General features: G+C 72.2%; 11 protein-coding genes and 2 pseudogenes. 8 read left to right on the top strand and 5 right to left on the bottom strand.

The window, feature by feature from the left end; genetic code table 11:
• On the top strand, window positions 1-850 hold an 850-nt coding region (locus IF55_RS16360; RefSeq protein WP_048832051.1), incomplete at its 5' end, for a 4'-phosphopantetheinyl transferase superfamily protein.
• Window position 851: 1 nt separating this feature from the next.
• On the opposite strand, the gene IF55_RS37265 is transcribed toward IF55_RS16360, so the two are convergent.
• A complete protein-coding gene (locus IF55_RS37265) occupies window positions 852-1,199 on the bottom strand; it encodes a DUF6193 family natural product biosynthesis protein (protein ID WP_078644502.1) in 348 nt (115 codons plus the stop codon).
• 228 nt (window positions 1,200-1,427) lie between these two features.
• Here IF55_RS37265 and IF55_RS16365 point away from each other — a divergent pair, with 228 nt between their 5' ends.
• From IF55_RS16365 to IF55_RS40640, 5 genes are all read left to right on the top strand, one after another.
• Entirely contained in the window at window positions 1,428-1,718 is a 291-nt protein-coding gene (locus tag IF55_RS16365) for an acyl carrier protein (RefSeq protein ID WP_030877461.1), read from the top strand.
• 416 nt (window positions 1,719-2,134) lie between these two features.
• On the top strand, window positions 2,135-2,863 hold the full coding sequence (locus IF55_RS41200; protein WP_030877458.1) for a TetR/AcrR family transcriptional regulator: 729 nt from the start codon (window positions 2,135-2,137) through the stop codon (window positions 2,861-2,863).
• Entirely contained in the window at window positions 2,847-3,608 is a 762-nt protein-coding gene (locus IF55_RS16375) for a TetR family transcriptional regulator (protein WP_048832052.1), read from the top strand. Before IF55_RS41200 ends, IF55_RS16375 begins: the two co-directional genes overlap by 17 nt.
• A gap of 432 nt (window positions 3,609-4,040) precedes the next feature.
• A complete protein-coding gene (locus tag IF55_RS16380; protein ID WP_048832053.1) occupies window positions 4,041-4,742 on the top strand; it encodes a thioesterase II family protein in 702 nt (233 codons plus the stop codon).
• A gap of 34 nt (window positions 4,743-4,776) precedes the next feature.
• Window positions 4,777-5,373, top strand: coding sequence for a hypothetical protein (locus IF55_RS40640; protein WP_245661226.1), 597 nt, complete (start codon window positions 4,777-4,779; stop codon window positions 5,371-5,373).
• A gap of 181 nt (window positions 5,374-5,554) precedes the next feature.
• Here IF55_RS40640 and IF55_RS41205 read toward each other — a convergent pair.
• Window positions 5,555-5,722, bottom strand: a pseudogene (locus tag IF55_RS41205) (SDR family NAD(P)-dependent oxidoreductase); the annotation flags it as partial.
• An 81-nt stretch (window positions 5,723-5,803) separates the two neighbouring features.
• Window positions 5,804-6,643, bottom strand: coding sequence for an SDR family oxidoreductase (locus tag IF55_RS16390; RefSeq protein ID WP_030877448.1), 840 nt, complete (start codon window positions 6,641-6,643; stop codon window positions 5,804-5,806).
• A gap of 176 nt (window positions 6,644-6,819) precedes the next feature.
• On the opposite strand from IF55_RS16390, the gene IF55_RS16395 reads away from it, so the two are divergent.
• The gene (locus IF55_RS16395) at window positions 6,820-7,725 is read left to right on the top strand and encodes a helix-turn-helix transcriptional regulator (RefSeq protein WP_030877445.1); all 906 of its coding nucleotides are present in this window, start codon (window positions 6,820-6,822) and stop codon (window positions 7,723-7,725) included.
• Window positions 7,726-7,843: 118 nt separating this feature from the next.
• Here IF55_RS16395 and IF55_RS40650 read toward each other — a convergent pair.
• A pseudogene (locus tag IF55_RS40650) lies at window positions 7,844-8,817 on the bottom strand (tyrosine-type recombinase/integrase).
• Window positions 8,818-9,504: 687 nt separating this feature from the next.
• Window positions 9,505-10,092 carry a D-glycero-alpha-D-manno-heptose-1,7-bisphosphate 7-phosphatase gene (locus IF55_RS16405; protein ID WP_048832054.1) on the bottom strand — a complete coding sequence of 196 codons (588 nt, stop codon included), beginning with the start codon at window positions 10,090-10,092 and terminating at the stop codon, window positions 9,505-9,507.
• Window positions 10,093-10,587: 495 nt separating this feature from the next.
• Here IF55_RS16405 and IF55_RS16410 point away from each other — a divergent pair, with 495 nt between their 5' ends.
• A complete protein-coding gene (locus IF55_RS16410) occupies window positions 10,588-12,387 on the top strand; it encodes a carbamoyltransferase family protein (protein WP_048832055.1) in 1,800 nt (599 codons plus the stop codon).
• Window positions 12,388-12,673: the final 286 nt, after the last annotated feature.

Here is a 12,673-nt window from a genome sequence, read left to right on the forward strand (position 1 = left end):
CGAGCGGCTGGGGGCGGGCCGGGCGGAGTGCCGGGAGGAAGGCTGGGCCGAGGGCCGGGAGGGAGGCTGGGCGAAGGATCGGGAGGAAGGCTGGGCCGAGGGCCGGGAGAAAGGCTGGGCCGAGGACTGGAGGGAAGGCTGGGCGGAGGGTCGGGAGGAGGACTGGGCGGAGGACTGGAAGGAAGGCGGGGCGGGGGACTGGGCGGAGGGTCGCGAGGAAGGCCGGGCGGACGGCTGGGCGGTGCTCTCGCCGGAGGAACGGCGGCGGGCGCGGCGCTTCATGCGCCCCGCCGAGGCCAGTCATTACGTGCACGCCCACGCCGGGGTTCGGCAGATCATGGCGGGGCTGCTGGACTGCCCGCCCCGCGCGATCCGGTTCGGCCGCGAGCCCTGCCCCGGCTGCGGCGACGCCGCGCACGGCCGCCCGAGCGTCATCGAGCCGACCACCACGCTCCGTTTCAACCACTCGCGCAGCGAGGCGGCTTGGCTGCTGGCCGTCGCACTAGACGGCCGACGCGTGGGCGCCGACATCGAACAGATCCAGCCACTCAACGCGTTCACCGGACTCCTTGACGGCTGCCTCACCCCCGCCGAGCGCGCGTACGTCGTCGACACCGCCGACCCCGTACGCCGCAGGCGTCGCTTCTACCGCTGTTGGGTACGGAAAGAGGCCGTACTGAAGGCCGTCGGCACCGGACTCGCGGGCGGCCTCACCCGCCTCGACGTACGGCCGTACGAGCCCGGCACCGCCCTCGTACGGGCGGACGGGCCCGGCGCCGGGTCATTTCTCGTCCACGACATTCCGCTGGGGCGCGGACTTGCCGCGGCCGTCGCGGAAGAATCCACCTGACTCACTCATCCAAGGCCGGGCTGTCTCTGTCTCCCGGCAGATGGGCCACTACAAGAGCGGCGGCTTCCTCTGGCGTCGTCACTTCGCCTAGCAGGGTGGTGTAGCCGGATGTGTAAACCTTATAGGGCGGCCCGCCAGAGACGATGAACGGCAAGTCATCGTGGTTCCCGGCCGATGACGGGGCAGATCGCAGGAACTTCAACGTGCCGTGGCTCGGCCACGGGTAGAGGCCGCGGAGTTTCGGCTGGGCGTGCGTGGCTTCGATGACCAGCGGATCGCCTTGCCGGGTTCCCGGAGTGCGTTCCAGCAGGTGACGCCAGGCAGTCGGGATGTCGGGAGCTTCAGGCATAAGCCCATTCTTCGAGGTCGCGGGGGTTCGGGCAAGTGGCAGAGGGGAGTTCGCCACATGCCTCTCTCCTGTCGGCGACTCATCAGAAAGGACGGTTCCCGAATTCATCAACGGAGCCGATGAGATGGCCGGGCGCGCTGGCTAGGGTGAGAAGTGCGGGCATCGCGGTCCGCGTGGCACATCAGCCTTTCATGTTCCTCATGGATCGGATTCCCGGAGGTCATACGCATGCCGGAGAGCACCATCCCTTACGGATACGACGAGGTCATCGCCGAGCTGACGGGTTATGTGGAGGCGCGCTTCCTCCCCGAAGGGGAAACCGGGCTCCAGCCCGGTTCGCCGCTTCTGGAGTGGGGGATTCTCACCTCGCTCACCACAGCGGAACTGATCTCTTTCATTCTCGACCGATATGGGATCTCCATTCCGCCGGAGCGGGTAGTCGGCGCGCACTTCAAGAATCTCGACGCGATATCGCGGTTGGTGGTATCGCTCCAGGGCGAGCCCGCGGCGCGTACCTGAGCGGGATCGGCGGCGCCCGGGCCGGACGGCGGTTGACGGCGGTCGATGGCGACCGGGCCGGGCGCGGGTCCGCCGTGGGCCGGCCGCGGGTCCGCCGCAGCTCGGCCGCGGGGGAGTCGCGTACGCCCGCAGGCGAGGGCCCGCGCGTGCGGGAGCCCGCACGTGTGGGGGTTCGTACGCGCGGGAGCCCGTACGTGTGGGGGCCCGTACGCCCGTAGGCGGGGAGCGCGCTGGACGGAGAGCGGCTGGGAACGGTCGGGGAACGGCCGAGAAGAGCGCGGGACCCGAGGGCTTTGGCCAAGACTCGTCGGCCCCGTCACCGCATCCTCGTCCCGAGGGTGTCCCGGATTCGAAGGATCACCTACTGTATTAACTCACTGACAGATGAATTACATCTCCCAGGGGGTGGGCGCCATATGACCGGTCGTCCGACCAGAGACCGCATCCTGGACGCCGCGCGCGAAGAACTGGCGGCCCACGGCTACAACGGCACCTCGACCCGTAACGTGGCCAAACGCGCACAGGTCGACATCCGGCTGCTCCACCACTACTTCGGCTCCCGGAGCCGGCTGCTGCACACGGCCCTCCAGCCCGGCCGCCGGCCCGCCCTGCCCCCGGGAGAACCGGATGAACAGGGAGCACAGGGACCACAGGGGCCACAGGGGGCACAGGGGCCACAGGGGGCACAGGGGGAACCCGAACCGGACGCCTCGGCGACCGGCGTCGCGGCACCCGATGCCGGCTCGGACGCGGCCTGGCTCACGGAGCGGCTGACCGCCCTGTGGGGGACCGACCCCCTCGCCCGGCGGGCCCTGATCGCCTCGGCCATGACCGACGGCCCGACCGGGTACCGGCTCGTCTCCTTCGTCACCACGCTGCTGCACGACCTGGAACCGGCCGAGGGCCCGTCGGACGACGGGCCGCCGGCGCCCGGCCGGCCGGGCTACGACGAGCTGAGCCGCGCCGTGGCCGCGGCCCAACTGCTCGGGCTGGCGGTGCTGTGCGAGTCCGGGGCGCTGGAGCGGCTGGCCCTGGCGAGCGGCGCGGGGGGTTGCCGGCTCCAGGAGTTCAGCCTGGAGTCCCAGCTCGCGGCCGTGCTCGCCGCCGTGTCCGCCGAAGGGGGACTCGATGCCGTACGGGGGTGAGGCCGCCAAGTGGCCCCGGCGACCGGGCCCCCACGCCACCGCCAGCAGCAGGCTGATCCTGCGCGCCGCGCGCGACGAACTCGCGGAGCACGGCTACGGCGGCAGCACCGTACGCGGCATCGCCGACCGGGCGGGCGTCAACACCAGCCTGGTCCACTACTACTTCGGCTCCCGCGAAGGGGTGCTCACCGCCGCGTTGCGCGAGGCCGCGCACCTGCTGACCTCGGGGTGGAGCGGCGCCGGAACGAGCCGTGGGGGCGGGGCGCGAGACGGCCGGTCCTGCGAGGGCCGGTCCTGCGACGGCCGGGGTTGCGATGGCCGGATCTGTGACGGCCGGGCTTGCGGCGACCGGACTTGCGGCGGCCGGGCTTGCGGGGGCCCGGCCTGCGACGGCGATCGGGTCCGCGGTGGGGCCGAGCTGCTCCGCCGCGAGTTGCCGCTGTGGGAGTCGCCGGAGTGGCGCAGCGCGGTACTCGCCCTGATCCGCAGCTCCGTGACGCACGAGGCGGCGGGACGCTACCTGGCCGATGTCGTACGCCGCGTCTCCCCGGAGGTAGCCGGCCCCTGCCCGCATACCGTCATGCTCGGCGCCCAACTCATCGGCCTGATGGTCGTGCGCCACATCACCCCCGTGGAACCGCTGGCCTCCGCGGACCTGGAGGGCCTCATCGCCCTCCTCGCCCCTGTGGCCGAACGCCTTCTCGCCGGTCACGGCGAAGCCCCGGCCCAGCAGTTGGGCCCGTGACGAGCGCCGAGCGCGGCGCGTGCTGGGCCGGGCCTATCGGTTGGCCGACTGCGGCGCCCCGAGTGCGGCCCCGCCTCGGGGCCGCGTTTCCCCTCTGTACGTTGCCGACTCACGTGCCGGGGCCGTGACGGGCGCCGGGGTCGGCTCGCCCGCCGGCCCTCGACTCGCAACGGGCATCACGCACCGAGCACCGAGTAGGGGACGGGCTCGGCCCACCGCCTTGGTCCCGGACCGGCGGGTGGCACGGGTGGCGACCAGTACAGCCAAGCGGAAGAGGCCGGCCTGATGACCGACCGCGGAACAGCGGGAACAGCGGGAACAGCCGGAACAGCCGGAACAGCCGGAACAGCCGGAACAGCGGGGACCGATGTGAACGATGCGGCGGATGGGGACTCTATGACGGGGGTGCGGAGTCGGGGTGGGAGGGCGCAGGTGTTCTGTCTGCCGCACGCGGGCGGCAGTGCCGCCGGGTTCGGGGCGTGGCGGCGGCGCTTCGCCGCGCACGTGCGCGTGTGCCCGGTCGAGCTGCCCGGCCGCGGCACCCGCTGGGGCGAGCCGCCGCCCGCCCGGTTCGCCGCCCTCGTGGCCGACCTCGCCGCGCGGATCAGGAGGGAAGCCGACGGCCCGTACCTGCTCTACGGCCACAGCTTCGGCGCGCTGCTCGCCTACGAGCTGGCCCACGCCCTGCGCCCCGCGCTCGGCGAACCCGCCGCGCTGCTCGTCTCCGGCCGCAACGGCCCCGGCGTCCCGCACCCGGCGCTGCCGCTGCACGCGCTGCCCAAGGAGCGGCTGATCGAACGGTTGTGGGCGCTCGACGGAGTGCCGGCGGCCCTGGTCGACAAGCCGGAGCTGATCGACCCGTTCCTGCCCGTCCTGCGCGCCGACGCCAGGCTCGCCGAGCTCTACCGGCGCGGCCGTCACCCGGTCCTGGGCTGTCCGGTCCGCGTGTTCGCCGGGGACCACGACCCGCTGGTCGACCCGGCGGGGCTGCGGCGGTGGGCGGAGGAGACCACCGCCGACTGCGAGGTCCAAACGGCCCCGGCTGGACACATGCTGACGAGCCACCCGGTCTTTCTGGCGTGGCTGGCCCGCAACGTGAGCGGTCTCGCGGCGGGAGCCGCCGCACCTCGCTGAGTCCCCTTCGGGCCCCGCGGGGGAGAATCGGCGCATGACGATGAGCAGAGCGAGACCCGGATTCCTCCTGGTGGCCACGGCGACGGCGGCGGTGGCCGTGCTCGCGGCGGGGTGCGGGACGGAGCGGGCCGGGGAGCAGGCCGCGCCCGCGCGGGGGGCGGCGACGCCGACCCGGCCGGCCGAGCCGACGAATTTTCCCTGCCCCGGGGAGAGCCGGACACCGTCTCCGACGGCGACCGCGAACGCGACCGCGCCCGCCTCCGGCGGGGGTGGGCCCCTGGCCGACCACTACGCCGAGAACCACGGTTTCAGGGAGCCCTTTCCGCTCTACGGCCAGCACCGCTGCGACGGGCTCGCGGCCGTTCAGCGCATCAAGGCCGCGCTCGAACCGCTGCGCCGGCGTGGGGACTTCGCCCCGGAGAGCATCCAGTCCGCCCTCACCCGGCTCGGCTACCCCGCCGACAAAGTGCGCTCGTACGAGGACGGCCCCGAAGCTGCCGGCTTCCTCGTAGAAGCCGCCCCCGACACCCTCTGCGTAGAAGGCCGCCTGAGCCCCCGCCCCACCGAAGCCACCGCCTTCGGCGGCTACCCCGACCACTCAGGCTGCGAAGCCCCCAGCGGCGGCCACTGATCCCCCCGCCCCACCGAAAGCCCCCCGGGCCCAGCCCCCCCGCACGCCAGGCCGCCCGCGACCGCGCCCCCACCCCGCCACACGGCCACCCCCGTGCGACCGACGCACCCGCACGCTGAAACCGCCCCCGGCCGGCCCGGTCCACTGCGGCGGGCCTGGTTGTGGGACGGCCCTCGGTGACATCGACGGACAGGGGTATGGCCTTTCCGCCGGCCGCGGTGATGTCGGCGGCGAGGGAGGCGAGCTTTCCCTGGCGGCGTGCGATGACGGTGACAGAGGCTCCCAGTTCGGCGAGTCGGCGGGCGGTGGCCGCCCCCATGCCGCTGGAGGCTCCGGTGACCACGGCCACACAGCCGTCCAACGGCCGGCTGGTAAGCAGGTACGTCAGGGTGAGAGATATTTCCTGTTGCTCGGGGTCGGTTCGGCGTGGTCAGGCAGCGTCGTCGCAGGCCGTGGCGGCGGACTTGTCCTGCCAGGCCGCGAGGTCGTCCTGAAGGCTGCGGATCTTGACTAGCTGGCGTTCGATCGCGTCACGCCCCAGGGCCAGGTGCCCAGGCAGCTTGTCCTGGCAGGTCACCTCATAGATCAGGGCGGCGCCCTTGACGGGATCGCCGAGCTGGGTGTGGTTGGCGGTGTCGGCCCAGTCCAGGGTGGCGTGGGCCGGCGTACCGTCGTAGGCGGGGATACGCTCGGCCGCGGTCGACAAGGAGCTGGCGTCGAGGAAGTCGGTGCGGAAGACCCCGGGCTCCACGACCATGCTCTGGATCCCGAACGGCTCCAACTCCACCGCGAGCGCCTCACTGATACCGGCCACGGCGAACTTCGACGCGCTGTACATGCTCACCCCGGGCTCGCCCTCGAAGCCGGAACGGGAGCCGATGTTCACGACCTTTCCGCCTCCGGCCGCCCTCATTCCCGGCAGGACCGCGCGGGTGACGTTGATCAGCCCGAAGACGTTGAGATCGAACAAGGACCGCGCCTCGGCGTCCGTGATCTCCTCCAGCGCCCCGAGCAGAGCACGCCCCGCGTTGTTGACGAGGACGTCGATCCTGCCGAAGCGCTCCACAGCCGTCTCGACCGCGGCGGTGATGTCCTCGCCGCGGGTGACGTCGAGGGCGACACCGAGGACGCGGTCGTGCCGGTACAGCTCGTCCGGCAGCTTCCGCGGGTCACGGGCGGCGACCACGACGTTGTCGCCGCCGTTCAGTGCCGCCCGTGCGATCTCCAGCCCCAGCCCGCGGGAGCCGCCGGTGATGAACCACGTTGCCATGAAGGTATCTCCATCCGTTCACTTCGCCCGGACACCCCTTGCGGTGGCGGGCTCCGGCATCCACTGAACCAACTCTGAGCAGGCAAAAGAGGCCTCAAAAGGGCCCGCCTGATCGGGGGACGAAATGGGCCACCCTCCGGCCGCCGAATCCTCAGAGAAAGCGCGACCCTGGATGTATGGATCGTGAGCACCCCACCAGCGCACCCATGGCGGAATTCCTCCGCTCCGCCCGCACCCGCCTCACCCCGCGGGAAGCCGGGCTCGACGCCCCGGGCCTGGGCCGACGCCGGGTATCCGGACTGCGCCGGGAGGAACTCGCCCGGCTGGCCGGGGTGAGCGTGGACTACTACACCCGCCTCGAACAAGGCCGCAGCCGCAGCGCCTCCACAGAGGTCCTCGACGCGCTCGCCACCGCCCTGCACCTGGACGACGCCGAGCGCAGCCACCTGCACACCCTCGCCCGGCCACGGTCCCGGCCAGCCCGCCGGCGTCCCCGCCCCCAGCGCGTCCACCCCGCCACCTGGGACCTGCTGGACACCCTCCAGCAGACCGGCCGCCCCGGCTTCATCCTCGGACGACGCCTCGACGTGCTGGCCCACAACCCACTCGCCGGACGCCTGATCACCGACTTCCGCGCCCTCCCCGCGGCCGAGCGGAACCAGGCCCGCTTCGTCTTCCTCGACCCGCACGCGCGCGAGCTGTACCGGGACTGGCCCCGCGTCGCCGCCGACACCGCCGCCATGCTCCGCCTCGACGCGGGCCGCCACCCCGACGACCCGGCCCTCAGTGCCCTGGTCGGTGACCTGTCCATACACAGCGAGGAATTCCGCCGCTTCTGGTCCGACAACAAAGTCCACCAGCGCACGACCGGCACCAAGGACTACCACCACCCGCTCGTCGGCGACCTCACCGTCACCTACCAGGCCCTCACCCCCGCAGACGACCCCGACCAGATCCTCTTCGTCTACGGCACCGAACCCGGCAGCCCGTCCGAGACCTCCCTGCGCCTGCTGGCCCAATGGAGCAGGGCGGCAGCCGATACCGGCAGCGTCACAGCGCGAGCCCCAGGAGCTCACGACTGATACGAGCCCGCTCCGGTCGTCAAGAAGCGCGAGACAGATCCGACGCAGACCGCTCTTCCCCCCCCACGACAACCGCTATCGCTCGCCCCGGGGCTTTGCGCTTTGGGACAGCGAGAGATCAGCGGCTGCTGCCGCCCGGGACGAGCAGGCCGGTCAGTTCGGAGATCGCCTCCGGGGAGGGCTTGAAGTAGCGGCGGACATTCTCCGGCTTCTTGTGCCGGGACTTCGCCATCAGCATCAGCAGCGAGGCGCCTTGGACACCGAGCGCGGTCAGCCCCGAATGGCGGTACTCGTGCAGGTCCCAGCCGGTCCCCGTCCCGCGTACGGCGGTGTGCTCATCGAGGAGGGCGCGGGCCTGCCCGTAGGAGAGGCGGGCAAGGCCGGTGTCCGGGCACACGTCGCGCGGGCTGACCACCTTCCCCGGGCCGGGCCGCCGGTGGGTGACGAACACCGGGCCCCGGGTACGGCCCTTGATCAGGCGGGGCAGGAGCCGGGCGGTATCCGCGTCCCAGTAGACGGTCTCCAGCACGAAGTCCTCACGGGCCTGCCCGCGGCGGCGGGCCTTGCTCCGGGCCCCCTTGGCCTTCACCGGGCAGCGCCGGGCGGCGAGGTCCAGGTTCTCGATGTTGACCCCGAGGATTTCCTCCGCGCGGGCGCAGGTCTCGTAGAGCACCCGCCACAGCGTCTTCTCCCGCAGAGGGACCTCGCGCCGGGCGACAAGCCGGTCCACGGCCATCTTCGAGCGGGCCGGGTCTCGGAGTCCGGCACCACCAGCCGTTTCGTCCAGGCCGGAACCGCCGGGCCGTCGTACCCGTACTCCTCGCACCAGCCCAGCCACGACAGCACTGACGCCCGGCGGGCGTTCCAGGTGTTGACCGCCGCAGTGCCCCACAGCAGCTCCCGGGCCTCGCCGGGCTCATCGTCCGCGACCGACCCGAGCGGGCGGGCCTCGCCGATCCGCTCAGCGGTCTTGCCGACGCCGGTCGAGTAGCTGCGGACCGTGTCCGGGTTGCCGAGCGAGTCGAGGCAGGCGTCCGCTGCCGCGCGGACGGTCAACGTCTTCCCGGCCGGCAGTTCCACGGCAGTCGGCACCACTTCCCCCCTTGCTGCGGATAACAGGGCCGCTTCACGTACGACCCGGAGAGCGTCACCGCAGGTGACAAAGCAAGCTCCCACAGGTAAATGGGCGTTATCCGTGGGAAGACTTCAGACGGGTCCGGTCGCCGACGCCCCGTCAGCCGCCTACCTGGGTCGACTCGGCCTAGCGCACGATCTGACATGGATGTTCCTCAACCCCCCATGCGGCCGGACGGCGCAGCAGGGTCCGCGCGGTGGGAGCGTTCGTCGGACGGTCGGCCCTCGACGGCGGGTGTGCCCCGTGCGGCGGCCCCGCCTGTGCGGCGGGCCCGCGCACGTACGCAGGTGCCCCCGGCGGGTGTGGCGCAGCGGCGGCCGTACGGTGGTCGCCGTCCAGGTGGTGGTGGCGCCGCTACCTCGGTTACGACTGGGCGGTCGGCGGGTTCGTGTGCGGCGGCTCCTGGGCGGGGCGCGGCCGTCGGGACGGTGCGGGTGCGGCGGTGCCTGCGTCTGTGTGGCTGGTGTGCGCGTAGAGCCGGGGCCGCGCTCCAACAGCAGGCTGCATTTGCTGCCCGAGCGGCGACGCCGCCGTCCTCGGCGCAGCCGCCCGGCGGCGGCGCCGCCTCGGCTCTCACATGCGGCGGCGAGGCTGCCCCGGCCTCACGCGCGGGGGCGAGGCCGCCACGGCCTCCGCGCCGCCCCTCACCGGCGGGGAGCGGCGGTGTGGGGGGCGGTTGAGCCCGACAGGAGGAGGGCGGCGGCGTGGAGGTTGGGGACGCTGCCTAGGCAGCCGGGTGGGGGGTGGGCGGGCAGGGGGCCGCGGCCGGAGCGTACGTGGAGGGAGTGGCAGCCGGCTGCGGCGGCGGCGCGGAGGTCGGACTCGTGGTCGCCGATGAGCACCGCCTCGTGCGGGGCGGCCCCGGTGAGCGTGAGGGCGCGCAGCACCATGCCGGGGCGCGGCTTGCGGCAGGCGCAGGCGGCTTCCGGGGTGTGGGGGCAGTACAGGACATGCGGGGGAGCGGCGCCGTCCGCGGTGAGGTCGGCCGTCATGCGCGCGTGGATCGCGTCGAGGTGACTGGACGTCATGAGGCCACGGCCTATGGCGCTCTGATTGGTGATCACCGCCAGTGGGAGCCCGGCCGCAGCCAGCAGCCCGTAGCCGGTGCGGGCGCCGGGCAGCCACTCCCAGTCGTCGGGCGAGCGCACGTACCCGGGCCGGTTGATGTTGAGGACGCCGTCCCGGTCGAGCAGTACGGCCCTCAGCGCGGGCGGGCTCGCAGGGTGCGCCACTAGTGGTCCCTCCGTCCCGGCCGGGCGGCGGCGCCGGTCGGCCGGGACGGGCACCGGGCGGCCCCCACGGGAAAGCGGCGGCGCGCCTTCCGTAATCCGCTGCGGAAATAAGACACCGAATTCTTCCCCGTGTTCTTCCCGTGTTCCCCCCCGTGGCGATTCGCGGCGGGGTGTCCGGACGAGCGGGATCGCGGAAATTTCCGTCCTTGACGCGGACCGGTGAACGGCTATGATCCGACGGTTGATTGCCGCTGATTGCTGTTGTTTACCGGTTGATTGCCGGCTGATTGCCGTGATCTTGAAACGTCAGGATCTTGAAACACCAGGATCTTGAATCGCTAGGATCTTGTAAACACCACGATCTTGAAATGTCGCGATCTTGAATTTCCGTGATCTTGACCGACGGTCAAAATAACAGTGGGCGATGTACCTGTCAATGGCAGGCAGGCGAACCGGCCAACCGCTGCGGGGCGCAATGCGAGGGAGCGGGAAGCTATGTACATACTCGGCGTCAATACCGGACCCCACGACTCCTCGGCCTGCCTGCTGAAGGACGGGGAACTGATCGTGATGGTGGAGCAGGAGCGGCTGAGCCGAAGAAAGCGGGCGTTCGGCGAGGCCCCGCGCGCGGCCGTCGCCGCCTGTCTGCGGGCCGCGGACATTTCCCTCGGCGATGTCGCCGAAACCGCGGTGGGCTGGGACGTTCCGCTGCTCAGCGAGGTGGAGGGGGCGCCCTTCGACGCCGCGCGGTTCCACGAGTGGCTGCTGCCGGACGGCGGCGGGGAACGCCGCCCGCCCACCCGGTTCGTACCGCACCACATGGCACACGCCGCAAGCGCGCTGTGGACGAGCGGATTCGAGGACGCGGCGATTCTCGTGCTCGACGGCCGCGGCGAGTGCCGGTCCACCACCCTGGCCCGCGGGTCCGCCGGAAAGATCGAGGTCATCCGGGACTGGGACACCAGCCTGTCGCTCGGCAACTTCTATTCCATCGCCGCCCAATGGGCCGGATTCACCATGTGGGACGCCGGGAAATTGATGGGGCTCGCCTCCTACGGACGCCCCGACCAGGCCGTACCGCTGATCGCCGCGGAGGACGACTACACCTTTCCCGGCGCCCCCGCACCGCGCCGCCGCCCGGCCCAGCACTACCTCCAACTGCATGACTTCTTGTACGAATACTTCGGCAGGAACAATTACCCCTATGCGCAAGGCGACCGGAACGAGCCGATGGCGCACGCGTCCTTCGCCGCGTCCGTGCAGGCGGCGCTGGAGGACGTGCTGCTGGAACTGGCCCGGTTCGCGCGCCGCCGCACCGGGGCCGACCGGCTGGTACTGGCCGGCGGTGTGGCGCTGAACTGCGCGGCGAACGGGCGGCTGGCGCGGTCCGGAATCTTCTCCGACATCTACGTGCCGCCCGTGCCGCACGACGCCGGCGTCGGGCTCGGCGCGGCCCTCCTCGCGGACCGGGAGCTGAGCGGCCGGGGCGACGGCGGCCCGGCCCACCGTATGCGCCACGCCTACTGGGGGCCCGGCATCACGGCGGAGGACATCGCCTCCGCGCTCCACGGCGCGGGCCTCGCGACCATGCACCTGTCGACCGAGGACGTCATCGGCCGGACCGCCGCCCACCTCGCGGCGGGCCGCCTCGTCGCCTGGTGCGCGGGGCGCGGCGAGGTGGGGCAGCGGGCGCTCGGCGCGCGCAGCATCCTCTGCGACCCGCGCCACCGGAGCGCGGTCGCCCGCCTCAACTCCGTGAAGGGCAGGGAGATCTGGCGGCCTCTCGCCCCGAGCGTGCTGGAGGAGTACTGGAGTGCCGTGTTCGAGGCCGCGCCCCTGTCCCTCTGCGAATTCATGCTCGCCGCCGTCCCGGTCCGCGCGTCCGCCCGGCGGATGCTGGCCGCCGCCGTGCACGTGGACGGCACGGCCCGCCCACACGTCGTCCGCCGCTCGGTGAACGAGCGGTTCTGGACGCTCATCGACGCGTTCCGCCGGCTGACGGGCGTGCCCGCCGTGCTCAACACCTCCTTCAACCTGGCCGGCGAGCCCGTGGTGTTCGGCCCGGACGACGCCATCGCCACGTTCGTACGCAGCGACATCGAGGTCCTCGTGCTGGGGGACTGCCTCCTGGAGAAGCCCTCGGTGTCCGAGCCCGTACGCGACCAGGGCGGGCGCCGGGCGGCGCGGCCCGCACGCGGCACCGGGGTCGCGCGGGGCACGCTGGACTCGGGGATGCCGTTCCTGCCGTGGCAGTCGGCCGCACCGTCCGAAGAGGAACCGGACGTCCAGCGGTAGCCCAGCCGTAGTCCACGGTAGTCCAGCGGTAGTCCGGTGGCCGGGACCGGGATCGGGGCCGCGCCCGCGGTCGCGGGCGCGCGGGGCGCGGCGCGCGGCCGGAAAGCGTCGCTCAATTTTCCTTTCTCATTGCCCAGTTGGGCCCGTCACCGCTTGCATTGCTCTCCCTATGGCTGGTGCCGCAGTCAGTCATGTGACGGAGGGGGACGCCGTGCGCGAAGCCGGACTACGTACCAAGAGACCGAACAGACACGACCGACGGAGACACGACAGACGGAGACACGAC

The organism is Streptomyces varsoviensis, from assembly GCF_000718635.1.
In the GTDB taxonomy this organism is placed as follows: Bacteria; Actinomycetota; Actinomycetes; order Streptomycetales; family Streptomycetaceae; genus Streptomyces; species Streptomyces varsoviensis.

Bases quoted from the DNA above. Each gene is read 5' to 3' on its own strand.
- IF55_RS37265 (WP_078644502.1), bottom strand. From the start codon at position 1,199: ATGCCTGAAGCTCCCGACATCCCGACTGCCTGGCGTCACCTGCTGGAA.
- IF55_RS16365 (WP_030877461.1), top strand. From the start codon at position 1,428: ATGCCGGAGAGCACCATCCCTTACGGATACGACGAGGTCATCGCCGAG.
- IF55_RS41200 (WP_030877458.1), top strand. From the start codon at position 2,135: ATGACCGGTCGTCCGACCAGAGACCGCATCCTGGACGCCGCGCGCGAA.
- IF55_RS16375 (WP_048832052.1), top strand. From the start codon at position 2,847: ATGCCGTACGGGGGTGAGGCCGCCAAGTGGCCCCGGCGACCGGGCCCC.
- IF55_RS40640 (WP_245661226.1), top strand. From the start codon at position 4,777: ATGACGATGAGCAGAGCGAGACCCGGATTCCTCCTGGTGGCCACGGCG.
- IF55_RS16390 (WP_030877448.1), bottom strand. From the start codon at position 6,643: ATGGCAACGTGGTTCATCACCGGCGGCTCCCGCGGGCTGGGGCTGGAG.
- IF55_RS16395 (WP_030877445.1), top strand. From the start codon at position 6,820: ATGGATCGTGAGCACCCCACCAGCGCACCCATGGCGGAATTCCTCCGC.
- IF55_RS16410 (WP_048832055.1), top strand. From the start codon at position 10,588: ATGTACATACTCGGCGTCAATACCGGACCCCACGACTCCTCGGCCTGC.